The sequence below is a fragment of the Rothia sp. P4278 genome, from assembly GCF_048512945.1.
GTDB lineage: Bacteria > Actinomycetota > Actinomycetes > Actinomycetales > Micrococcaceae > Rothia.
This window is the reverse complement of sequence record NZ_JBLXXU010000004.1, coordinates 198,872-222,228: the sequence shown is the minus strand read 5'-3', so window position 1 is coordinate 222,228 and position 23,357 is coordinate 198,872. Positions and strand designations below refer to the sequence as shown.

The 23,357-nt window shown below is 56.9% G+C and carries 18 protein-coding genes; 8 read left to right on the top strand and 10 right to left on the bottom strand.

From position 1 onward, the window contains the following. Positions 1-310: 310 nt before the first annotated feature. The 9 genes from gatB to ACN085_RS09090 form a co-directional block, all read right to left on the bottom strand. A complete protein-coding gene (gene gatB / locus ACN085_RS09130) occupies positions 311-1,810 on the bottom strand; it encodes an Asp-tRNA(Asn)/Glu-tRNA(Gln) amidotransferase subunit GatB (RefSeq protein ID WP_419099816.1) in 1,500 nt (499 codons plus the stop codon). After that, on the bottom strand, positions 1,811-3,400 hold the full coding sequence (gatA, locus tag ACN085_RS09125; RefSeq protein WP_419111330.1) for an Asp-tRNA(Asn)/Glu-tRNA(Gln) amidotransferase subunit GatA: 1,590 nt from the start codon (positions 3,398-3,400) through the stop codon (positions 1,811-1,813). It abuts the gene before it with no gap. A 9-nt stretch (positions 3,401-3,409) separates the two neighbouring features. Beyond that, positions 3,410-3,706: an Asp-tRNA(Asn)/Glu-tRNA(Gln) amidotransferase subunit GatC gene (gene gatC, locus ACN085_RS09120; protein ID WP_419099818.1), complete on the bottom strand. Its 297-nt coding sequence runs from the start codon at positions 3,704-3,706 to the stop codon at positions 3,410-3,412. Between the two features lie 197 nt (positions 3,707-3,903). Continuing rightward, positions 3,904-4,611 carry a transglycosylase family protein gene (locus ACN085_RS09115; RefSeq protein WP_419111329.1) on the bottom strand — a complete coding sequence of 236 codons (708 nt, stop codon included), beginning with the start codon at positions 4,609-4,611 and terminating at the stop codon, positions 3,904-3,906. A gap of 529 nt (positions 4,612-5,140) precedes the next feature. Further along, positions 5,141-7,279: an NAD-dependent DNA ligase LigA gene (gene ligA, locus ACN085_RS09110; protein WP_419111349.1), complete on the bottom strand. Its 2,139-nt coding sequence runs from the start codon at positions 7,277-7,279 to the stop codon at positions 5,141-5,143. Between the two features lie 184 nt (positions 7,280-7,463). Continuing rightward, complete coding sequence (locus ACN085_RS09105) at positions 7,464-8,540, bottom strand: PP2C family protein-serine/threonine phosphatase (protein WP_419099820.1); 1,077 nt, start codon at positions 8,538-8,540, stop codon at positions 7,464-7,466. Next, the gene (locus ACN085_RS09100) at positions 8,537-9,664 is read right to left on the bottom strand and encodes an adenylate cyclase regulatory domain-containing protein (RefSeq protein WP_419099821.1); all 1,128 of its coding nucleotides are present in this window, start codon (positions 9,662-9,664) and stop codon (positions 8,537-8,539) included. Before ACN085_RS09100 ends, ACN085_RS09105 begins: the two co-directional genes overlap by 4 nt. Before the next feature lie 280 nt (positions 9,665-9,944). After that, complete coding sequence (locus tag ACN085_RS09095) at positions 9,945-10,418, bottom strand: PH domain-containing protein (RefSeq protein WP_419111328.1); 474 nt, start codon at positions 10,416-10,418, stop codon at positions 9,945-9,947. A gap of 99 nt (positions 10,419-10,517) precedes the next feature. Beyond that, a complete protein-coding gene (locus ACN085_RS09090) occupies positions 10,518-11,375 on the bottom strand; it encodes a biotin--[acetyl-CoA-carboxylase] ligase (RefSeq protein WP_419111327.1) in 858 nt (285 codons plus the stop codon). 116 nt (positions 11,376-11,491) lie between these two features. Between ACN085_RS09090 and ACN085_RS09085 the strand changes: the two genes are divergently transcribed. From ACN085_RS09085 to ACN085_RS09050, 8 genes are all read left to right on the top strand, one after another. After that, the gene (locus tag ACN085_RS09085; RefSeq protein WP_419099824.1) at positions 11,492-11,770 is read left to right on the top strand and encodes a YciI family protein; all 279 of its coding nucleotides are present in this window, start codon (positions 11,492-11,494) and stop codon (positions 11,768-11,770) included. A 223-nt stretch (positions 11,771-11,993) separates the two neighbouring features. After that, complete coding sequence (locus ACN085_RS09080; RefSeq protein ID WP_419111326.1) at positions 11,994-13,598, top strand: acyl-CoA carboxylase subunit beta; 1,605 nt, start codon at positions 11,994-11,996, stop codon at positions 13,596-13,598. Between the two features lie 14 nt (positions 13,599-13,612). Further along, positions 13,613-13,930 carry an acyl-CoA carboxylase subunit epsilon gene (locus ACN085_RS09075; protein ID WP_419099826.1) on the top strand — a complete coding sequence of 106 codons (318 nt, stop codon included), beginning with the start codon at positions 13,613-13,615 and terminating at the stop codon, positions 13,928-13,930. Between the two features lie 92 nt (positions 13,931-14,022). Beyond that, positions 14,023-15,726, top strand: coding sequence for a DUF885 domain-containing protein (locus tag ACN085_RS09070; protein WP_419111325.1), 1,704 nt, complete (start codon positions 14,023-14,025; stop codon positions 15,724-15,726). 196 nt (positions 15,727-15,922) lie between these two features. Then, on the top strand, positions 15,923-17,446 hold the full coding sequence (locus ACN085_RS09065) for an aldehyde dehydrogenase family protein (RefSeq protein ID WP_419111324.1): 1,524 nt from the start codon (positions 15,923-15,925) through the stop codon (positions 17,444-17,446). Positions 17,447-17,617: 171 nt separating this feature from the next. Beyond that, a complete protein-coding gene (locus ACN085_RS09060; RefSeq protein WP_419111323.1) occupies positions 17,618-18,313 on the top strand; it encodes a Maf family protein in 696 nt (231 codons plus the stop codon). Positions 18,314-18,419: 106 nt separating this feature from the next. Further along, entirely contained in the window at positions 18,420-20,237 is a 1,818-nt protein-coding gene (locus ACN085_RS09055) for an acetyl/propionyl/methylcrotonyl-CoA carboxylase subunit alpha (RefSeq protein WP_419111322.1), read from the top strand. 199 nt (positions 20,238-20,436) lie between these two features. Beyond that, positions 20,437-21,828, top strand: coding sequence for an MFS transporter (locus tag ACN085_RS09050; RefSeq protein WP_419099831.1), 1,392 nt, complete (start codon positions 20,437-20,439; stop codon positions 21,826-21,828). An 86-nt stretch (positions 21,829-21,914) separates the two neighbouring features. Here the strand turns inward: ACN085_RS09050 and ACN085_RS09045 are convergent, their stop codons facing one another. Continuing rightward, the gene (locus tag ACN085_RS09045) at positions 21,915-23,330 is read right to left on the bottom strand and encodes an NAD(P)H-quinone dehydrogenase (protein ID WP_419099832.1); all 1,416 of its coding nucleotides are present in this window, start codon (positions 23,328-23,330) and stop codon (positions 21,915-21,917) included. Positions 23,331-23,357: the final 27 nt, after the last annotated feature.

The window sequence follows — 23,357 nt, the reverse complement described above, 5'->3', positions numbered from 1 at the left end:
TCCTCAGCCAGCCAGGAGGGCTCTGACCAGCCTGACAAACCGCAGGTGCTCACCTCATATCTGCAGGCATGCTGGTCAGTAGGATCTCTCCCCCCAGAGATCTGGCTCTCCTAAGGGCGGAACCCACCCGGTCATTGATTCAGGTAGTTTTGGTGCGATATAGCTCCTGAATCTCTAGGGCTTGTTTTTCAAGCCCAGCTCTTGGCCCGAAAGGTCAAGATGATGCCCCCTAGGGTATAAATGGTGCGAGTCAAACAGCCCACCTGCTAGCAGGTGGGCTGTTTGCTATTGAGGCCCCTTTTAGAGGCTTTTATACGGCCAGTTTTTCTAAAATCAGCTCGCGCACACGTCCGGCATCTGCCTGCCCACGGGTTGCTTTCATGACCTGGCCAACGATAGCGCCAACAGCCTGAATCTTGCCGGCCCGAATCTTATCGGCAACATCGGGCATAGCTGCCAGAGCATCGTCGATAGCGGCGGTCAGCGCCCCATCGTCAGAGACAACAGCAAGGCCGCGTTTCTCGACGATTTCAGCGGGTTGGCCTTCACCGTCAATGACAAAGCCAAGTACCTGGCGGGCAATCTTGTCGTTAATCTTCTGAGCTTCAACCAGCTTATTTAGCTCGACAACGGTCTGGGCAGTCACACCGGTTTCCGTCAGTTCAACTTCACCTTCCTTGGCGATACGAGCGATTTCGCCCATCCACCACTTACGAGCAACGGAGGCGGGAGCACCAGCAGCTACGGTTTCCTCGATAGCGTCCATAGCACCGGCGTTTACTACGTCGCGGAACTCCTCGTCCGAGAAACCCCAGTCAGCCTTCAGACGGCGACGGCGCTCGGCAGGAGGCTCGGGTAGCTCTGCACGCAGGCGCTCAATCCATTCACTGTCGGTAACAACGGGAACCAGGTCGGGCTCCGGGAAGTAGCGGTAATCGTCGGCATCGGACTTGGGGCGACCCGATGTGGTTTCGCGGGTGTCCTCGTGCCAGTGACGGGTCTCCTGAACGACCTTCTCCCCTGCCTCAAGAACAGCCGCGTGGCGCTGAATCTCGTAGCGGACAGCACGCTCAACGGAACGCAGTGAGTTCACGTTCTTGGTTTCTGAGCGGGTACCGAACTCGGTGGTGCCCTTAGGCATGAGCGAGACGTTGGCATCACAGCGCACGTTACCGCGTTCCATCTTGGCATCGGAGATACCCAGGTTTTTGACGATTTCACGGATTGCCGCAACGTAGGCGCGGGCCAGCTCGGGCGCACGCTCACCGGCACCCACAATGGGGCGGGTCACAATCTCAATGAGCGGAACACCGGCACGGTTGTAATCCACCAGTGAGAAGTCAGCGCCCTGGATACGGCCAGCGCTACCACCCTTGTGGGTCAGCTTACCGGCGTCCTCTTCCATGTGGGCACGTTCAATCTCAATAGTAAAGACGGTGCCATCTTCCAGCTCGACATCCAATGACCCGTTGGCGGCGATGGGCTCATCGTATTGGGAGGTCTGGAAGTTCTTGGGGGTATCGGGGTAGAAGTAGTTCTTCCGCGCGAAATGTGAGATAGGAGCGATTTCGCACCCCAGTGCCAGACCCAGCTTAATCGCGGATTCAACAGCCTTGCCATTGACCACCGGAAGAACACCGGGCAACCCCAGCGAAACAGGGGTGATGTTGGTGTTGGGGGTGTCACCGAACTCGTTGGGGGCCGCGTCAAACATCTTGGTTTTGGTGTTGAGCTCTACGTGCACCTCAAAGCCAAGTACGGGGTCGTACTTCTCCATGGCTTCTTCAAACGACAGGATTTCGTCAGACATTTACTTAGCTCCCTCGAAGTCGAAGTCACGGATTAGGGTTTCAGTATCGGGTAGCTGCTCGTGCAGGTAGCCACCCCATTGAGAGACAAGCAGGGCTTCCAGGCCTGCACCTGCGCGGTAGAGACGGGCGTCCTCATGGGCAGGAGCGGTGAACTGGATACCCACGGGCAGGCCGTCTTCATCTGCTAGACCGGCAGGCAGAGACAGCGAAGGAACACCGGCTAGGTTGGTGGGCACGGTAGCGATATCGCCCTTGTACATAGCCATGGGGTCGCCCTTGGTCTTCTCACCCAGCTTGTAGGCGGTGGTGGGAGCGGTGGGGCTGATCAGTACATCTGCAAGCTCAAAAGCCTTAGCGTAATCGCGCTGAATCAGGGTGCGAACCTTCTGGGCTGAGCCATAGTAGGCATCGTAGTAGCCGGCAGAGAGTGCGTAGGTACCCAGAATGATGCGGCGCTTAGCCTCGGCACCAAAGCCTGCTGCACGAGAAGCAGCCATGACGCGCTCGATGGTAATGTTGCCTTCTTCGGGCAGCTTACGCAGGCCAAAACGAACGCCGTCATACTTAGCCAGGTTTGAAGAAACCTCCGAAGCCATAATCAGGTAGTAGGCGCCGATTGCTTCCTTGACGGAGGGCAGGGACACCTCAACGATTTCGGCTCCGGCTTCTTTGAGAAGTTCCAGTGACTCATTGAAGCGAGCCATGACACCGGCTTGGAAGCCCTCGCCGGTCAGTTCCTTGATGACGCCTACGCGCAGACCCTTGATGCCACCCTCAGCGGCACCTTCACGGGCTGCCTGAGCGTAAGCAGGGACCTGAACGGGCAGTGAAGTGGAGTCCTTGGGGTCATGCCCACCGATGACCTCGTGCAGTAGCGCGGTATCAAGGACGGTGCGAGCACAGGGGCCTACCTGATCCAGAGATGAGGCCATAGCAATGACACCGTAGCGGGAGACTGAGCCGTAGGTGGGCTTGACACCGACGGAGCCGGTAAGAGCCGCAGGCTGACGGATTGAACCACCTGTGTCGGTCCCCAGGGCCAAAGGAGCCTGGAAAGCCGCAACGGCAACGGCTGAGCCGCCGCCTGAGCCGCCGGGAATGCGATCCAGTGCCCAGGGGTTGCGGGTTACGCCAAAGGCGGAGTGCTCGGTGGTGGAACCCATCGCAAATTCATCGAGATTGGTCTTACCCAGAATAGGCATGCGCGCTTGGCGGAGCTTCTGGGTAACGGTACCGTCGTAAGGGCTTATCCAGCCCTCAAGCATGCGGGAGGCGGCAGTGGTGGGCTGGCCCTTGGTGACAATCAGATCCTTCACGGCGATAGGGACACCGGCCAGGGCAGGCAGTTCCTTACCAGCGGCACGGTCTTGGTCAACGCTCCGAGCAACAGCCAAAGCTTCCTCAGAGTTCAGGTGCAAGAAAGCGTTCAGGCCGCTCTTGCCAGCGGCCCGGTTATCGGGGTCAAGCGCCTGACCATCGGTAGCAAGGATATGGTCCAGGTAGGCCTGGGTCACCTCAACTGAGGTCAGCTCACCAGCGGCAAGCTTTTCAGCAATTTCGGCTGCGGACAGTTTAATAATGTCAGTCATGCCTGCTCCTTAATCTTCGTCCAAAATAGCGGGCACCTTGAACTTGCCGTCCTCAGCGTCGGGGGCGCCGGAGAGAGCTTCATCAGCGCTCAGGGTCTCCCCTACAAGGTCTTCGCGGAAGACGTTCTTGAGCGGAATCGGGTGGCTGGTTGCCGGGATATCGTCAGAGACAGCATCAGAGACAGATTTAACGGATTCAACGATGATGTCGAGTTCAGCGGCCATGGCAGCTAGTTCCTCGTCAGTCATCTCGATATGAGCCAGGGTAGCTAGGTGCGCTACCTGCTCACTCGTAATTACAGACATAATCACTTCCACATTTTAGATAGAGGTTTTCATGGTCTATCTTAGCCCGCTTGCCTGCTTAACACGATTTTCCCGCCCTTACCCAGGAGCTAAGAAACCCACGACCATGGAGAGCGCAGAAAAAGCTGTGGCCTACACCCTAGGGTGTAGGCCACAGCTACAGGTTTTATAACCGCTTGAAGCTAAGAGTTGAGGTCTTACTTAGCGGGGATGTTCAGTACCCAACCGATTTCAATGACGTTTGCGTCCTTGATGAGGTCGGAGTTAGCTGCTACCAGCTCGTCCCAGCCGTTGAAGCCGTGAGCGTAGGCGATAGCGGAAAGGGTGTCGCCGGCAACAACGGTGTAGGTCTGACCTGCGGGTGCAGCCTCAACAACGGGAGCTGCTTCAACGACAGGTGCAGCTTCAACAACGGGAGCTGCTTCAACAACAGGTGCAGCTTCAACAACGGGTGCAGCTTCAACAACGGGAGCTGCCTCAACAACAGGAGCAACAACTTCGGTTACGGTGGTTGACTGTGCTGCCACTGCAGGAGTCTCAGCAACGGCTGCGGGTGCGCTACCGGTGCCGTAGGCGTAGAGGTTCAAGCGAGATGAACATGCAGGCCAGGCGCCCCAGCCCTGCATCTGCAGGAGGTTTTCAGCTACACGAATCTGCTCTGCCTTTGAAGCAAACTGGGGGCTACCGGAGCCACCTGCTGCTGCCCAGGATGAAGGGGTGAACTGCAGACCACCGTAGAAGCCGTTACCGGTATTGATTGACCAGTTACCGCCTGACTCACACTGAGCCAGAGCTTCCCAAGCTTCGAGGGGGGCAGCGTTTGCTGCGGGGGTAGCTGCCAGAGATGCGGCTGCTGCGCCACCGATTGCCAGTACTGCTGCTGAACGACGAATATTGGAAGACATGTAATGCTCCGTGAGGCCACCTTATGCTCTTTCCATCCCTGGACGTCTTCGCATTGCCGTCTACCCGTAATCGTAGTGGGATCAGTTGAGGCTATACCCTGTAGACGGCATCAGGTGTGCGGTACAGCCCAGCATGCGTTCACGGCTTCCACCGTGAACTATTGACCGCCCATTCGGACGATCGTTTATTGATTCGTAGATAACGATAACGTAACGATTTCAGCTTTGCCAACCCCAATTTGAGACACAGCACAGTCAAAGGGCGCGACCCCCATCGCCTCTGGAGGGTGCGATACACACACTTAAAGACAGGCTTGTATCACCCTTCACACCTTAAAAAATCCCTGATTTTTGGGGATATATAGGTTTTGTATCTGGGAGGCTAAGAGCGGGACAAGCATTTTTTAGACAGGTTAGAAGGTTCTTTTAATTTCTCAAAAAAATTTTCAACCCCTAGCCTGGCAGGTGGTTCTAGGTCACAAAAAGGTCACAAGGTCCAAAAACCCTGTGACCTTTCTGTAATTACCCTCTAGTGGGTAGGTTCGCTTGCACCCGCCAGAAGCGCACGGAACCCAGCCTCGTCCAACACAGGGACACCAAGCTGTTCAGCCTTATCCAGCTTAGAGCCAGCTGAAGCCCCTGCCACCAGGTAACTTGTCTTCTTAGAAATCGATCCAGATGCCTTGCCGCCACGAATGATAATCGCTTCCTTTGCGCTATCGCGGGTAAAGCCCTCTAGAGTACCGGTGACCACTATAGTCAGGCCCTCCAGCGTCCTCTCAATTGCGGTGTCTCGTTCGTCCTCCATGCGGACCCCAGCAGCAGCCCAACGCTCAAGGATCTCCAGATGCCAGTCCTCACCAAACCATTCCATGAGGGAACGAGCAATAATTGCCCCTACCCCATCTACATGCGCCAGTTCTTCTTCACTGGCCGCCCTGATAGCATCCATTGAACCGAACTCTGTGGCCAGGGCACGAGCCGCAGTGGGCCCAACATGGCGGATAGAGAGTGCAACCAATACCCTCCACAAGGGCTGACTCTTGGCCTTTTCAAGCTGCTCGAAGAGCTTTTCAGTATTGCGAGTGGGAGCGCTCGGCTTTTTGGCGGTGCCACGGGTGTAGAAATAAGGCACAAGTTCGCTAGCACCGGTAGCAACACCCTTGACCTTCTTCTCTCGCTCAATCCGAACATCAGCTAAGTCTTCGGCGGTGAGGTCAAAAAGGAAGGCTTCAGATACCAGTGGTGCCTGGGCAGGAGCGGCAGGACTGGTCAAAGCTCGAGCGGCCTCGTACCCCAGGGCTTCAATATCAAAAGCACCGCGCCCGGCCAGGTGGTTAACGCGCTCGGTTAGCTGAGCCGGGCATGAACGAGCATTGAGACAGCGAATATCGACGTCCCCGTCCTTAGCCGGGGCAAGAGGCTGACCACATGAGGGGCAGTCTGTGGGCATCACGAACTCCCGCTCACTACCGTCACGTAGCGCAACAACGGGGCCTACGATTTCGGGGATGACATCCCCAGCCTTGCGCAGCACAACGGTATCGCCAACCAGAACCCCCTTAGCTTTCACCACATCCTGGTTATGCAGGGTAGCCATCTCAACGGTAGAGCCTGCAACCTTTACCGGCTCCATTACACCGTAAGGAGTGACGCGCCCGGTGCGCCCAACGTTGACCCGAATATCAAGTAGCTTGGTGTTGACTTCCTCCGGTGGATACTTATAGGCAACGGCCCAGCGAGGCACCCGTGAGGTATAGCCCAGGCGCTCCTGGGTAAAAAAATCATTGACCTTAATGACGATGCCATCAATCTCGTGCACCAGAGAGTGGCGCTGATCGCCGTACTGGGCAATGAAATCGAGAATCTCGGCCCTGCCAGTCAGCAGCTGGGAGTAGGGGCTCACCGGCAGACCCCAGGCTTTGAGCTGGTCGTAGGTCTCGTACTGGGTGCTGATATCAAGCCCGGTGCGCGAGCCAATACCGTGCACAAACATGCTCAGGGGGCGCTCGGCGGTCAAGGCCGCATCTTTTTGACGTAGCGAACCAGCCGCCGCATTGCGGGGATTAGCAAACGGCGCCTTGCCCTGGGCAATCATCTGCTCATTCAATGAACGGAAGTCAGCCGAGGAAATAAAGACCTCACCGCGAATCTCCAGCTCTTCGGGGTGGCCCTCCCCCGCTAATTGGGTGGGGATAGAAGCGATAGTCAGTACGTTGTGGGTGACGTCTTCGCCCGTGGTACCGTCGCCGCGAGTAGCGGCACGAACCAGCTTGCCCCGACGGTAGAGCAGGTTAACAGCCAGACCATCAATTTTCAGCTCGGTCAGCCAAGCCGGGGTCTTCCCGGTCATCTGCTGAGCATTAGCCTCAGCGCGGTCCAACCAAGCGCCCAACTCTTCTAGTGAGAAAACATCTTCCAGAGAGTACATACGGGCCAGGTGGGTTACCGGGGCGAAGGCGGCTGAAGCTTCGCCTCCCACCTCTTGGGTCGGTGAGTCGTTAGCTACCAGCTCAGGATACTGGGCTTCCAGCTTCTCAAGGTCCCGGTAGAGGGTATCGTAGGCAGCATCGGAGATGGTAGGAGCATCGTTCACATAGTAGCTTTGACGCGCCTGACGCACCCGGTCCACAAGCTGGTCATACTGCTCACGAATATCTGTGGGAATCTGCTGGCGCTCACCGCCGCTTGCTTGAAGCTCGAGGGCAGTTTCTTCGACAGAGGCTAAGTCTTTATTTTCACTCACGCTTCCATTGTGCCCTATAGGAGGGCTTGACCAAGAAAACCGGGCGTAGATATGGAACAAACCCCACGCAAAAGCCCCACCTGCATCTGCAGGTGGGGCTCTGTCATTAGCCGTTTATTTCACGGTGCAGGTCTTTCTCAGAGTGGAACTGCTCTTCTTCGGTTGTGGTTGTATGGTGGTAGTCATAACCGTCAATACCGGTCACAATCTGCTGGGCGGCGCTCTCAGTTAGCTCCTTGAGTTCATCGGCACGAGCTTGGGCATCCTCAGTTGTAATCGCATCGGCTACCACAACCGTGATGTTGTCGCGCCCGCCAGCACGCAGAGCCGCCATCTGAAGCACATCCGCCGCATCTTGGGGGTGCTCAACGGTAGCTAAGACACGCGCCATATAGTTATGGGACAGCTCGCCGGAAAGCCCATCGGAGCACATCATCAGGCGATCTCCCTCGCGGGCAGGAATTACCCAGAAATCAGGTTCCCAGTAGTTACCGGTACCCAGCGCACGAGTAATGACGTTGCGCCGGGGGTGTGTCAGCGCCTCAAGAGCAGTAATCTGGCCTGTATCGACCAGGTACTGAACCTCGGAGTGATCCACAGTAATCTGCTCAAGCTCCAAACCGTCGACAGGGCCGTTCGAGATAGAAAGAGCGTCCTCGGTTTCTACGTCTTCACTGCGCACCAGCCGGTAGGTGCGAGAGTCACCCACATTGAAAATAAACCACATCTGCTGGTCCCCTATATGGGTGAGCCAGGCACCGGTCACGGTGGTACCTGCTCGTAGGTCCAGGGCACCTTTAATGGCTTCATCGGCTTCCCCGATGATCCCTTTAATCTTGTCTAGAGTCTTGAGAATCTGACGATTAAGCGCTGAAGTTTCTTTACGACGTCGGCGGAGCAGGCGGCTACCTGCATCCCCAGAAAGAGCCTCGCTCGCGACCTCGGAGTCAAAGGCTTTTTCTTCTTCAGGTGTCATGCCACCGGGCAAACTAAAGATTGGAGAATAGGCCAGAGTACGAGTGCATAAGCGCGAAGCAACCTCGCCTTTCTCGTGCCCTCCCATGCCATCAGCTACCACGCAGAGAGTGCCAGCAACGACCACGGAGTCTTCATTATTATCGCGGTACTGGCCTACGTCAGTTGACTTGCCCGCATATACGGTGAGTTGTGGGGCCGGGGTCATTCGAAATCGATCTCCAGTTCGTTGCCTATGCCCGGGGTTATTGCCACGGGCCTAACATTACCGAACCCGCGCACGTTACGTACGCCCTGCGGGATCAGCACAAATCGTTTATCGTCTTCAAGCGCCTCAGCGGTTGAAGCATCGGTGAGCACAATTCCGGGCTCAGTCAAAGCTACCAGGCGAGAAGCCAGGTTAACAGTGGGGCCGTAGATATCGCCCAGACGGGGCAGAACCCGCCCCCATACAAAGGACACTCGAGCTTCGGGGAGCAGGGGGTCTTCGCTAATGAGCTTTGAGAGCGCCAAGGCGATACGAGCACCGTCTTCAGGGGACTCTACCAGGTACATGACCTCATCGCCCACGGTTTTGATGATACGCCCGCCCCCCACAGCAATAACTTCGGCGCATCGCTGCTCAAAGTTCTTCACCAGAGAAGCCAGTTTGCGCTCGTTCATCTCACGCGAGAGAGAGGTATACGAAACAAGGTCAACAAAGCCAACACCGCGCGCCAAGGGCAAATCACTATCGGCCAGTGGTGCGCCGTCTTCCTCGTTGCGCAAAGCAAGGCGCAAAATCGCAGAGTTAAGCATGCGACGGTAGCCATAGACCGTAATATCCTCGAGGTCTTCAATCAGACGCGGGAGCAGGTTCAGCAGTTCCCCCCGGGCTTGTGTATCGGTCAGACCCCCGTGGATTACCATGTCTTCAACCAGGGCCTCTACCTGCCAGACAACCATGCGGTCCATCATTTGCCCGACCGAGCGGGTAATGGAAAGAGCGGCCTCTTCGGAGAGCTGGCCTTCTTGCACTAGAGAGTTCACCGTCTTAAGCGCCTTGCTGTCGGCGTGCGTGAAGTGCTCGTCATCATCCTTGTGGTTAGGGAGCCCCAAAGACCGCCAAATTTTACGGGCGGTCAGCAGGGAAACACCGGCTTCTTCAGCCACCTCCCGGCGTTTCATGGTCAGGTTATCACCCAAGAGAGCACGCTCAAGCTCTAGCACTCCCCGGCGGGCTTCGTCACTGCGGTAGAGCAGACTCTGGACGCGATTATGGGGGCGCCTGCTCCGGCTGCTTGCACTGCCGGTTTCCTCGGCTCTTTCGCTACCGGGTGCTGACTTCTCCACTGGAGTATTCCTTCTCTTCTCTCTGGCCTGAGCTCGGTGCCTCGCCATTATTACTAGCTGGACCCCAAGGGGCCTTCTTCAAGAATACCCAAATCGGTGTGACTTGGGCTACGACCGGCAGGGGTAGAGTTTCATCTACCTGCATATTCTATGCCCCCGGTCACTTTTTCAAAAACCATACAGCCATATGTGGGCTCATCACAGGACTTTTTAGGCAAAAACCCAAGGCAACTCCTGCCTCGCTTGGTCAAAAGGGATACCCCTTAGACGCCCAAAGGTGCTAGCGCTCTAGATACTCTTCTTGAGCAGTGCGGATACGGGCACTAAATCTCTCGGGATCAGGAACAGCCCGCAAAACATGGCTGATGCCACGCCCATACACGGTCAAAGGAGCCGCTGCCACAACCCCCATCAAAGCTTTGTACCCCACGCTCACCCTCTCAATTTCATACAGGGGGACGCAAATGTCTTTCTTGGCAGATAAGCCCCGGCGAATGACCAGCCGATCACTGGTCAGCAGGTAACTGGTCAAAATCCAGGCTGCGAGGTGCCTGACGGCAAGCACAGCCAGCACCAAAGACACCATAAGGGCCGGGTATGAGATCCAGGCCTGCGCCGAGCCTAGCGCCGAGGAAAAACTCCACAGTGCCATGGCTACCAGCACATAGCACAGAGGGCGCACAAGCACGATCCCGTGAGCGCGCGTAGCGGTCAGCGTGTATTCATCTGGGTTGAGTGGTCCGCGTAGTTTCATCGCCTTTGAGTGTATCGGGGAAAGCTGAAAACATACCTCAACCCACCCTGAAAAGAGCCCTGTATATATAGGTATAAATGATTGGGAACAGGCCTCCCTTTACGCTCCAGCACCGTATCCTTCGGGTCGCACATGCACCACATCACCTACAGTGAAGCTGCGTTCCTGGCCGGTAGCTGAGCGAACAACCAGTTGACCTTGGTCGGTCAGGTCTACACCGATTCCTCGGAAAATCTCCTCCCCCGGAAGGTGAATGGTCAGTCTGGAACCCAGGGTACTCATGGCGTCTTTGAGTCTCTGAATCAGAGTTCCTGCTCCCCTGTCAATCCCAGCATCAAAGCCTGCCGCCGCAAAGTCACGATAGTGCTGTTCAAACCGCTGGGCCAAGATGTTGAGAGCGCGGTTAAGATTGACCTCCTGTCCGGTTGCAACAAGAGTGCTAGTGGCAGTGGGCACCGGCAGCTGTTCCTGCTTGACGTTCAGGTTCATACCAATACCTACCACTACCGAGATGTTCCCTTCTGGCTCTATGACCAGTTGAGCAAGAACCCCGCAGACCTTACGGTTTCCCAGCAAAACGTCATTGGGCCACTTGATGGAGGGGCTTAGCCCACACAGTTGCTCCAGGGCATCACAAGCCGCCAAGGCCACCAGCGAAGTAAACCAGTGATACTGATCAGGCGCTACCTTATTGGCAGGGTTGGCATGAGGGCGCACCATAAAACTCGTTGCAAGGGTTGCACCGGGCGGAGCGACCCACACCCTATCCAGACGCCCCTTACCTGCATTCTGGTCTGAGGTACTCACCAGTGAAAGTTCACCGTAGCTACGCCGAGTCAGCGCATCGCCTACCAGAATCTTGCGGGCGTATTCGTTGGTAGACCCGACCCTGGTCAGCACCTCAACCCGGTCGTACCCGGTCAGGTTAAGCTCAGTTGCGCTGAGTTTGGCGTGCATGATGGGCCCTTCTAGCTTGGGGTATCTTCTGCCCGTCATTTTACGGCTTTTGTAGCTTCCGCCGTAAGAGGGGTGAGATACTGGCTACACCATGCACCCTATGAAAGGCTATTCCCTTGGCAGTTTATGCAGTCCAGTACTCTTACGGTCCCGCCGAAGTTCAGGCTGAGCACCGACCCGCCCACCGTCAATACCTTGCCCAGCTCCACGAGCAGGGCAAGCTCTACGTCTCAGGTCCCTTGGTCGATGATCCCGCCGGCGCTCTGCTGATCTTTGAAGTACAGAACCGCCAAGAGCTCGACCAGCTTGTTGCAGCTGACCCCATGCACTCCGGCGGCGCCGTTACCGGCCACACTGTCCGCGAATGGAACCCTGTCATCGGCAAGCTCGGTTAGTAAATACAGTAAATACTGAGTATCTCCAGGGAGGGGTTAGGGCAGAGCTACGTCTCATGACATAGCCAGATGCTCTAGCCCCGTCTCTTATTTAGAAAAAATGACCTCAAAATCACAAGAATAATTGGGTGGCACAAGCGGCGCAGTCTATAGTTGTTAGGAAGGACCCCACCGCCGGTCAGTTCCCATCCGCCCTACCAACCCCCGCGTGAGAAGGCCCAGCATGAGCGAGAACTCCACTTCCGAAGCCCCCGATCTGACCACCACAGCCGGTAAGATTGCGGACTTCTACGCCCGCCGCGAGCAGACCCTAGCCCCTACCGGTCAAGGCCCTATCGACCGCCAGCATGAGCGAGGCAAGCAGACCGCTCGCGAGCGCATCGAGATGCTCCTGGATGAGGGTTCTTTCGTTGAGTTTGATGCTCTAGCCAAGCACCGCGCCACCGCTTTTGGTATGGAGAAGAAGAAGCCACTCGGTGATGGTTTGGTTTCTGGCTATGGCACTATTGACGGGCGACTGGTTGCTGTTTATTCTCAGGACTTCACTGTCTACGGTGGTTCACTGTCGCAGGTCAACGGCGAGAAGATTGTTAAGGTTCAGAAGTTTGCCCTGAAAAATGGTTGCCCCATTATCGGCATTAATGACGGTGGCGGCGCCCGTATTCAGGAGGGCGTGGCTTCGCTGGCTATGTTTGCCGATATCTTCCGCATGAATGTTCGGGCCTCGGGGGTTATCCCCCAGATTTCGGTCATCATGGGTCCTTGCGCTGGCGGTGCGGCTTACTCCCCCGCTCTAACTGATTACATTGTCATGGTAGATAAGACCAGCCACATGTTTATTACCGGCCCCGATGTAATTAAGACTGTGACCGGTGAAGAAGTTGATATGGAGACTCTGGGTGGTGCCCGCCAGCACAATGCTGTCACCGGTACCTCCACTTACCTGGCTGAGGATGAAGAGGACGCCTTTGACTTTGTGCGTGAGCTGGTAGAGTTTCTGCCCTCTAATAATCTCAGCGAGCCTTTCCCGCTGGATCATGACCAGGAGCCGCAGGTTACGGTCGATGACCTTGACCTGGATTTGCTGATTCCCGATTCCGCCAACCAGCCCTACGATATGCGGGCTGTGATTGAGTCGGTCGTTGATGACGGCCACTTCTTTGAATTACAGGCGCTTTATGCCCCCAACGTGATGATTGGCTATGCCCGCCTTGAGGGTAAGACCGTGGGCATTGTGGCTAACCAGCCCATGCAGTTTGCGGGAACCCTCGATATCAATGCTTCGGAGAAGGCCGCTCGCTTTGTGCGTAACTGCGATGCCTTCAACATCCCCATTCTCACTTTTGTTGACGTTCCCGGCTTCCTACCCGGTACCGACCAGGAGTTCAACGGAATCATCCGCCGCGGCGCTAAGCTACTCTACGCTTACGCTGAGGCGACGGTTCCGCTGGTTACCGTCATTACCCGCAAGGCCTACGGTGGTGCCTACATTGTGATGGGTTCCAAGAAGCTGGGCGCTGATATTAACCTGGCCTGGCCCACTGCCCAGATTGGTGTCATGGGTGCCCAGGGTGCCGTTAATATTCTCTACCGCCGTGAGCTGGCTGATCTTGCCCAAGAAGGTGGCGACATTGAGGCTAAACGGGCTGAGCTGATTCAGAAGTACGAGGAAGAACTGCTTAACCCCTACCAGGCGGCTGAGCTCGGCTTTATTGACGAGGTAATCGCGCCCTCCGAAACCCGCGTCCGTCTTGTAGGCGCCTTGCGTGCTCTGCACGATAAGCGGGCAGCAACCCCCGCCAAGAAGCACGGCAACATTCCCCTGTAAAGGTTTAGGTAGATATGGCAACCGCTAACCCGCTCTCCCTTCTGGGCTTCGGCAAGAAACAGCCTGCACCCCGTTCTACCCCTGCCAAAGTAGAGCACGATACACCGGGGGCTCTCGAAGAGCCCCCCGCTCTTTTTTCTGTGGTCAAGGGCAACCCAACCGAGGAGGAACTAGCAGCCCTTGCCAGCGTGATTGTCGCAGCTCAGCAGCAGGCTAATGCGCACAAAGAAACCGCGCTGGAGCTGTGGCAACGCCGTCTGAATAAGACCCAACGGCTAGGTGTGAAGCTTCGACCGGGGCCGGGGTCTTGGAGACGGGCGCGGCCCCAGTAGCATCATGTGGTGAGGGTAGCTAGCTAAGTTACCTAACCTTTACCTGTGACCGCTCCCATAAAAGCTAGGTCATACTGCCTACAATGGTAGGTATGACTATGCACCCTGAACTTCCTGAAATTTTCCGCACCGAACGCCCGGAAACCCAGATTGACCGGATCGCCAACGCTCACTTTGAGAAACTCCTAGAACTTGATCCTGCCTTTGCCACCATGGAGGGCTATAAGGGCCGGGAAACCGAGTACGCAGACTACTCCCCTGCGGGTATCGAAGAATATGTGGCTACTGTTCGGGCTACCCTTGCCGCACTTGATAGCGCCCAACCAGCAGATGATATTGATCTTGTCACTCTCGATGCTATGCGCGAGCGCCTGGGCCTTGAGATTGAACTGCACGAAGCAGGACTCGACAGCTGGGAGCTCAACAACATCGCCTGCCCCGTTCAAACAATTCGCGCCACCTTTGACTTGATGAACCGCTCCACTCCCGAGGACTGGGGGCACATCGCAGGGCGTCTGCACAATGTTGCTGCCGCTATTTCTGGTTTTACAGAAACCCTAGAACAGGCTCGTCAGGCAGGTAAGGTCTCTGCTGTTCGCCAGGTCGATACCATTATCGAGCAGGTGGGTGCTTACGTCTCTGAGGGCGGTTTCTTTGATTCGTTGGCTCAGGAAGTTGTGGAGGCCTGCCCCGAACACGCTGAGCAGGCCCGGTCCGGGGCAGAATCGGCCAAGGCCGGTTACGGTAAGTTCCTGACCTATTTGAAAGAAACTCTGCGCCCCGAAGCCCCTGAACAGGATGCCGTGGGCCGTGACCGCTATGCCCTGTACTCCCGCAAATTTGTGGGAACCGCCCTGGACCTTGAGGAAACCTACGCCTGGGGTGTGGAAGAACTCGACCGGATTATCGAGGCACAGAAGCAGGTTGCCGACCAGATCAAACCCGGGGCCAGTATCGAAGAGGCCAAAGCACTTCTTGACGCGGACCCCGAGCGAACTCTCAAGGGAACCGATGCTCTGCAGGCCTGGATGCAGAAACTATCCGACGCCGCAGTCGACTACCTGAGCCGTGAGCACTTCACCATTGAAGGTCCCCTGCGCAAGCTTGAGTGCATGATTGCCCCCACTCAGGAGGGCGGTATCTACTACACCGGACCGTCCGCTGATTTTGAGCGGGCAGGGCGTATGTGGTGGTCTGTTCCTGCGGGCGAGGACACCTTCGGTACCTGGCGTGAGACCTCGACGGTCTACCACGAGGGAGTCCCCGGCCACCACCTACAGGTTGCTTACGCAACCGCTATGGCCGATGCCCTCAACAAGTGGCGTGCCAGTGCCTGCTGGGTCTCCGGTTACGGCGAAGGCTGGGCTCTTTACGCTGAGCGCCTGATGGGTGAGCTGGGCTATCTTTCTGATTCCGGTGACCGGATGGGTATGCTCGATGCCCAACGCATGCGCGCGGCACGGGTGGTCTTTGACATTGGTTTGCACTGCCAGTTTGAGATCCCTGAGCGTTGGGTAGCTGAACTCGGTCTTGAACCGGGTATCTGGGATGCGGAGCGCGGCTACGCCTTCCTGGAAGCTAACCTGGATACCTCTGAGGGCCAGCGCCGCTTTGAGTTCCTGCGCTACCTGGGCTGGCCGGGCCAGGCTCCCTCCTACAAGGTAGGTGAGCGTGTCTGGCTCCAGCTCCGGGAGCAGGCACGAGCTGCCGGTATCTCTGACCGAGATTTCCATACCCGCGCCCTCCTTCTGGGCTCGGTAGGGCTTGACACCCTGCGCCGAGCACTAGCAGCCTAAATACAGCTCATATGCCCCGCACTCTTACCTGTGCGGGGCATGTGGCAAGGCCTCCACCGGTTAGGCCGGTGGCCCGCCAGCGCTTTAGACCTGGTTGAGAGGCCTTGACCTCTTCTTTTATAGTCATTGCGGTACTAGACTGTGATTTACCTTACCCATCGTGGGGGTAAATCCTCACCCAGCTCAAAGGAGAGCCATGACTGTCTATGCCGCACCTGGATCCAAGGATTCACTTCTTACTTTTAAGTCCCGCTACGATCACTTCATTGGGGGCCAGTGGGTAGCTCCAACCGGAGGAGACTACTTTGAGGACTACTCCCCGGTCACCGGCAAACCCTTCACCGAGGTTGCCCGAGGAAGCGCTGCGGATATTGATAAAGCCGTCGATGCTGCCGAGAAAGCCTTTATGACCTGGGGCAAGAGCTCACCTACAGAGCGAGCTACCCTCCTGCTCAAGCTGGCGAGCATCATGGAGGATAATCTAGAGAAAATAGCTGTAGCCGAGACCTGGGAGAACGGCAAACCAGTCCGCGAAACCCTTGCCGCGGATATCCCCCTGGCCATCGACCAGCTACGCTACTTCGCCTCGGCAATCCGAACGCAGGAAGGCCGTATCTCCCAGCTGGACGAGGACACCGTTGCCTACCATTTTCATGAGCCCCTGGGAGTCGTAGGGCAAATTATCCCCTGGAACTTCCCCATCCTTATGGCTATTTGGAAGATCGCCCCGGCCCTGGCAACGGGTAACACTATCGTACTCAAGCCGGCCGAGCAGACACCTGCCTCCATCCTCTTTCTCGCGGACCTTTGGAAGGATGTATTGCCGGCCGGTGTGCTCAACATTGTTAATGGTTTTGGGGCTGAAGCCGGTGCTGCGCTTTCTGGGCACAAGAGAATCCGCAAAATAGCCTTCACCGGCGAAACCACCACCGGCTCCATCATCATGAAAGCCGCCTCTGAGAACATCATTCCGGTCACCCTTGAGCTGGGTGGTAAGTCACCTAACATCTTCTTTGCCGATGTGGCTAGCCAAGAGGACTCTTTCTACAGCAAGGCCCTGGAGGGGTTTGCCTCCTTCGGCCTTAACCAGGGTGAGGTTTGCACCTGCCCTTCCCGTGCCCTAATTCAGAAGCCCATTTACGATAGCTTTGTGGAAGCTGGAATTGAGCGGGTCAAAGCTATGAAGCAGGGCAACCCCCTCGATACCGAGACTATGGTGGGTGCTCAGGCATCGCGGGAGCAGTGGGATAAGATTACCGGCTACCTGCGGCTGGGTAAAGAGGAAGGCGCGGAGGTCCTCGTCGGTGGCCAGGCCTGTGAACTGAGTGGCGATTTGGCCGGGGGTTGGTATATTCAGCCCACCGTCTTTGCTGGAAATAACGATATGAGGATTTTCCGTGAGGAAATTTTTGGTCCTGTGCTGGCAACCACCAGTTTTACCGATTTTGATGATGCTATTCGCATCGCCAATGACACCGACTACGGTCTGGGCGCGGGGGTTTGGAGCCGAGATCAGTTCACCGCCTACCGTGCTGGGCGTGCGATCCAGGCCGGTCGAGTCTGGGTCAATAACTATCACAACTACCCGGCGCACGCAGCCTTTGGCGGGTACAAGAAATCCGGTATTGGCCGGGAGAACCATCTGATGATGCTTGAACACTACCAGCAGACCAAAAACCTGCTGGTCTCCTACAGCCCTGAGCCGACAGGCCTCTTCTAGGCTCTGGGTGTTCCAGGCTCTGGGTGTTCCAGGCCCTGAGCCAGAGCCGAGCAAGAATAACCCCGCCCTTTCTCTCCTCACTCCGAGCTTATTCACCGGGGCTAGGAGAGAAAGAGCGGGGTTTTATGCACTTATCAAAGTCTCTTTCCTACAAGACACTAGACTGGTCATATGCAGACCTCTACCAGCACCGATGACAACGGCCAAGACTCGCCCCGCTTGATTCTGGCTTCAGCCTCCCCAGCTCGCAAAAAACTTCTTGAAGATGCCGGCCTTGAATTCACGATCATGGTCAGTGACGTCGATGAGAACGCCGCCCTAGCGCAAGCACAAAACCAGGCTTACGCGCGGGGGCTGGGGGAGATTACCCCCGCCCAGACAGCCCAGTTACTGGCCAAGGCAAAAGCTCAGGCCGTTGCAGCGCTCCCCGAAACCGCCGGTGCCCTGGTTCTGGGGTGCGATTCCGTCTTCGAGCTTGACGGGCAGGCCTACGGCAAGCCCGGCACCGCTGAGCAAGCCCTCCAACGTATCACCGCAATGAGCGGGCGGAGCGGGCTATTGCATACGGGGCACTGGCTCATCGACAACCGCACAGGCACCCAGCAGAAACTGCCCGAAGCCAGCGAGCTCCGCACCGCAACCGTCCACTTTGACACGCTCAGCCCGGCAGAAGCTGAACGGTATGTAGCCACAGGCGAGCCTATCTGGGTGGCAGGTTCCTTCACCATCGACGGCTTCGGCGCCGCCTTTATTCGTGGGATTGAGGGCGAATATCACACCGTCGTAGGACTCTCAATCCATGCCCTGCGTACAATGCTGGGCAGTCTAGGCGTTTCAATCACCGACATTTGGAAAAAATCGCGATAAATTTCAAGATGCGGCTTTTTCTGCTTGCCATCGTAAGCGTGCCTAAAAACCGCCTCACCCGCCAGCGCGCTGCACTAGGCGGGGTAAAACTACCGAGGAGCTGTACGTGACTGAAACCAAGACCCAGGATCAGCAATTTACCCCTGTTGCAGGCCGCCACACCGGCCCCGTCAGTAAGGTACTCATTGCCAACCGTGGTGAGATTGCTGTGCGCGTTATCCGCGCCGCTCAGGACGAGGGAATCGCCACCGTAGCGGTCTACGCTGACCCTGACCGCCAGGCCCAGCACGTCCAGCTTGCCGATGAATCCTATGCCCTGGGCGGCAACACCGCTACCGAGTCCTACCTGGTCATGGACAAACTCCTTGAGGTTGCCCGCCGCTCCGGTGCCGATGCGGTACACCCCGGCTACGGCTTCCTCTCAGAAAACGCCCAGTTCGCCCAGCAGGTCATTGACGCTGGGCTGACCTGGATTGGGCCCTCCCCCGAATCTATTAACCGTCTGGGCGATAAGGTAGCCGCCCGCCATATCGCGGAAAAGGTCGGCGCACCCTTGGTTCCCGGGACCAAGGACCCCGTCAAGAGCGCCGCTGAGGTCGAGGCTTTTGCCGATGAGTTCGGCCTGCCCGTTGCCATTAAGGCAGCTTTTGGTGGTGGCGGACGCGGTATTAAGGTTGCCCGCGAGCGCCAAGGTATTGGTGAGCTCTACGACTCGGCAGTGCGCGAAGCCCTTGCGGCCTTTGGGCGCGGTGAATGCTTTATCGAGCGTTTCTTGGATTCCCCACGCCATGTGGAAACTCAGTGCCTGGCCGATGCGCACGGCAATGTTGTGGTGGTTTCCACCCGCGACTGTTCACTGCAGCGCCGTAACCAGAAGCTGGTTGAAGAGGCACCTGCTCCTTACCTGACCGATGATCAGAACAAGCGTCTCTACGATGCTTCTAAGGCAATTTTGCGGGAGGCTGGCTACCAGGGCGCGGGTACCTGCGAGTTCTTGGTGGGTACCGACGGTACAATTTCCTTCTTGGAGGTCAACACCCGTCTGCAGGTGGAGCACCCGGTTTCTGAGGAAGTCACCGGTATTGACCTGGTACGTGAGCAGTTCCGGATTGCGCGCGGCGAAGAAATTAGCCCGGTTGACCCCCAGGTGCGGGGCCACTCCTTCGAGTTCCGTATCAACGGTGAGGACGCTGGCCGGAGCTTCATGCCCTCCCCCGGCACTATTGACAGGCTGGTTGTGCCCCAGGGGCCTGGCGTGCGCTGGGATTCCGGGGTCATTGCCGGTGATACCGTCAGTGGCAACTTTGACTCTATGATTGCCAAGCTCATTGTGACCGGTGCTGACCGTGACCAGGCTCTTGCGCGCGCCCGCCGTGCGCTGGGTGAACTGGTGATTGAGGGTATGCCCACGGTCGCCAACTTTCACGCTGCCGTTCTTAATGACCCCGCTTTTGCTCCCGGTGAGGGCGGCACCTTTGCTGTGCATACCCGTTGGATTGAGACCGAATTCAAGAATAATCTGCCCGCCTACGATGGTGCTCTTACCCTGGCCGAGGCTGAGGACGAGCGCCAGAAGATTACCGTTGAGGTCAACGGCAAGCGCATGGAAATTACCATGCCCTCCTTAGCCGGTACCGGTGCTAAGCCCGCCTCTGCGGCTAAGGCCCGTAAGTCCCGTTCGGCTCGTGGCGGCGCAAGCGGCCCGGCCAATAGCAATGAGCTGACCAGTCCCATGCAGGGCACTATCGTCAAGGTGGCGGTCAAGGACGGCACTAAGGTCGCTGAGGGTGATCTGATTGTGGTTCTTGAAGCCATGAAGATGGAACAGCCTATTACAGCGCACAAGGCAGGTAAGGTAACCGGTCTCAAGCTCAAAGCAGGCGATACCGTTTCTGCTGGGGCCCTTGTTGCAACCATCAAGTAGGTAGCCTGCCCTAGGTTTATGCCGGGGCATGCCCGCTGCCTGATACCCGCCCAAGGGCTGTCTGGTAGGTAGGGTATGCCCCTGTCTATTTGCCACCAGTGAATAGCGCTCTCAGAATATGAAACACGAGTTTCAGAATGAGAACCGGAGTCTTACATTAAAACCGTAGGCATACACCCATATATCCCGAGAGAAAACCATGTCCACCTCCACTAGGCCTCGTAGAGACTCCGCAGATATCACGGTGCCCCGCAGTCGGGTCATTCTGGCCTCGCTGATTGGTACCACCATTGAGTTCTATGACTTCTACATCTATGCCACCGCAGCTGTAGCTGTCTTCCCCGCACTCTTCTTCACCGGCAACGATGACACCGCCAAGCTACTAGCTTCTATGGCAACTTTTGGTGCCGCCTTTATTGCCCGTCCAATTGGCTCTGTCGTCTTCGGTCACTTCGGCGACAAGGTAGGCCGCAAGGCCACCCTGGTGGGCGCGCTACTGACCATGGGTATCGCAACCTTCCTGATCGGTCTGCTCCCCACCTACTACCAGATTGGCCTGTGGGCCCCTACTCTGCTAACTATCCTGCGCTTCTGCCAGGGCCTGGGCCTGGGCGGTGAATGGTCAGGTGCGGCCCTGCTGGCCACCGAGTACGCCCAAGAAGGTAAGCGTGCACGCGCAGCTATGTGGCCCCAGCTTGGGGCACCGTTTGGCTTTATTCTGGCTAACGGTTTCATGCTGCTTCTTACCCTGTCGATGGGTTTCACCTCCCTAGCGGCCGGTGACAGTCTGAACCACGACTTCCTGGTCTGGGGCTGGCGTATCCCCTTCATAGCTTCTATCATCATGGTGGCGGTTGGGCTCTACGTGCGTTTCAAACTGGAGGAAACCCCGATCTTTAAGCAGGCACTAGAGCAGGAACAGAAGGTTAAGACCCCTCTGGCTGAAGCTTTCCGTGTTGCCAGGTGGCCCATGATTCAGGGGACTTTCATTATGCTGGCTACCTACGTTCTCTTCTACCTGATGACTGCCTGGATCCTCTCCTTCGGTATCGGCAAGATTGAAGACGGCGGCCTGGGCATTGCCTATCGCACCTTCCTGGTTATCCAGATCATCACCATTCTCTTCTTTGCCGCAATGGTTCCTGTATCGGGCTGGCTGGCAGATAAGTATGGCCGCCGCTCCTCCCAGCTGGTGATTACCGCTTTCATCATGATCTTCGGTATGTCTTTCGGCTTCCTGATGGACCCTGCCAGTGTTGGTACCGGGTCCAACGCTAACATTGGGCGTATTATCCTCTTCATGGCCATCGGAATGACCCTGATGGGCCTGACCTTTGGTTCCATGTCGGCCTACCTGCCCGAGCTTTTCCCCACCAACGTTCGCTATACCGCTAGCGGTATCAGCTACAACGTGGCCTCCATCCTGGGGGCGGCGCTAACCCCCTACGCAGCGGTTTGGCTCAACGCCCACGGCGGCGTTGGCGCAGTGGGGCTTTACCTGGCCGGTGCAAGCTTGCTCACCCTAATCTTTATGGCTATTACCCATGAGACCAGGGACGTTAACCTAACTACCATGGAGCGAACCCAGTAGGTTCTATAAAAATCCAGCATCATAGAGCGCCGCCGGTCTTTCCCACACTGGAAGACCGGCGGCGCTTTTGGTATATCTATGGGTTTTTATTTGGTGTGAAGCTGACGGGCGGCTTCTGAGATAGAGCCGGTCAAGGAGGGGTAGACCGTGAAACACTCGGCAATATCATCGACGTGCAACTTCTTATCCACAGCCAAGGACAGCGGGAAGATGAGCTCCGAGGCTCGCGGACCAACCACAACACCACCGATCACGGTGCCCGAATGTTTGCGAGCAAAAATCTTGATGAAGCCATCCTCAACAGCCATCATCTTGGCACGCGGGTTAGTGGCCAACGGTAGCATGACCATATCGGCCTGGTACTTGCCCTGCTCGATTTCGCGCTGGCTGACGCCAACAGTGGCGATCTCGGGGGCGGTGAAGATATTAGCCGCTACCTGATGGGTTCGCAAGGGCTTAACGGTGTCCCCCATCATATGAGACACAGCTACTCGGCCCTGCATAGCCGCAACTGATGCCAGCGGGTAAACACCTGTGCAGTCACCGGCGGCGTAGATATTGGAGATATTGGTACGAGAGACGCGGTCCACGTTGATGTGCCCGGTCTCGTTGACCTCAACCCCTGCCTGAGCCAGGCCCAGGTTCTCTGTATTGGGGATCGAGCCCACGGCGATCAAAACGTGGGAGCCAGAGACCTTACGCCCGTCCCCCAGGGTTACGATAACGCCGTCACCCGCCTCGTTGTAGCAGGCGGCATCGGCCCGCGAACGCGGCATAACTCGGACGCCGCGGCGTTCAAAGACATTTTCAAGAACGGTTGCGGCGTCTTGGTCTTCGCCGGGAAGAACCTGGTCACGCGAGGAGATGAGTGTAACCGATGAGCCCAGGCCCTTGTAGGCTGAAGCGAACTCAGCACCGGTGACACCAGAGCCAACAACGATTAGCTCTTCGGGGAGCTTTTCAAGCTGGTAAAGCTGGGTCCAGTTAAGGATTCGCTTACCATCTGGCTGGGCAGTGGGTAGCTCACGGGGGTGAGTTCCTACTGCAAGGAGAATAAAATCTGCTGCAAGCTCATAGACCAGGCCGGTCTTGTCGGTGACTTCAATGGTGTGCTTGTCAACGAGCTTACCCCTCCCGTGGATAATCTTGACCCCACTACGTTCCAGGGTTCGTTTGATGTCCTGGGACTGCTGGTGGGCCAGAGCAAGTAGCCGCTCATTGACCTTTGCCAGGTCAACCGAGATAGGGGGCGGAGAGTCGTCCTCCCCCACCGAGATAGCTAGTTCTTGGGCCTTACCGAAGCGGTTGCGAGCATCTGCGCTTGCAATCAGTGTTTTGGATGGCACAACGTCGGTAAGAACAGCCGAACCGCCCATACCTTTGTCTTCAATCAGTGTTACATCGGCACCGTGGCTTGCGGCTACCAGGGCGGCCTCGTAGCCACCGGGGCCTCCACCAAGAATGACGAGTTTGTGTGATGCGTAGTCTGTTTTTAGAGTCACACCTTATATTGTGTCCTACATCGCAGG

Excerpts from the sequence above, each read along its gene's own strand:
- ACN085_RS09050 (WP_419099831.1), top strand. The coding sequence starts at position 20,437 with ATGTCCACCTCCACTAGGCCTCGTAGAGACTCCGCAGATATCACGGTG.
- ACN085_RS09080 (WP_419111326.1), top strand. The coding sequence starts at position 11,994 with ATGAGCGAGAACTCCACTTCCGAAGCCCCCGATCTGACCACCACAGCC.
- ACN085_RS09075 (WP_419099826.1), top strand. The coding sequence starts at position 13,613 with ATGGCAACCGCTAACCCGCTCTCCCTTCTGGGCTTCGGCAAGAAACAG.
- ACN085_RS09060 (WP_419111323.1), top strand. The coding sequence starts at position 17,618 with ATGCAGACCTCTACCAGCACCGATGACAACGGCCAAGACTCGCCCCGC.
- gatC (WP_419099818.1), bottom strand. The coding sequence starts at position 3,706 with ATGTCTGTAATTACGAGTGAGCAGGTAGCGCACCTAGCTACCCTGGCT.
- ACN085_RS09090 (WP_419111327.1), bottom strand. The coding sequence starts at position 11,375 with ATGCACGCCAAACTCAGCGCAACTGAGCTTAACCTGACCGGGTACGAC.
- ACN085_RS09105 (WP_419099820.1), bottom strand. The coding sequence starts at position 8,540 with ATGACCCCGGCCCCACAACTCACCGTATATGCGGGCAAGTCAACTGAC.
- gatB (WP_419099816.1), bottom strand. The coding sequence starts at position 1,810 with ATGTCTGACGAAATCCTGTCGTTTGAAGAAGCCATGGAGAAGTACGAC.
- ACN085_RS09070 (WP_419111325.1), top strand. The coding sequence starts at position 14,023 with ATGACTATGCACCCTGAACTTCCTGAAATTTTCCGCACCGAACGCCCG.
- gatA (WP_419111330.1), bottom strand. The coding sequence starts at position 3,400 with ATGACTGACATTATTAAACTGTCCGCAGCCGAAATTGCTGAAAAGCTT.
- ACN085_RS09065 (WP_419111324.1), top strand. The coding sequence starts at position 15,923 with ATGACTGTCTATGCCGCACCTGGATCCAAGGATTCACTTCTTACTTTT.
- ACN085_RS09115 (WP_419111329.1), bottom strand. The coding sequence starts at position 4,611 with ATGTCTTCCAATATTCGTCGTTCAGCAGCAGTACTGGCAATCGGTGGC.
- ACN085_RS09095 (WP_419111328.1), bottom strand. The coding sequence starts at position 10,418 with ATGAAACTACGCGGACCACTCAACCCAGATGAATACACGCTGACCGCT.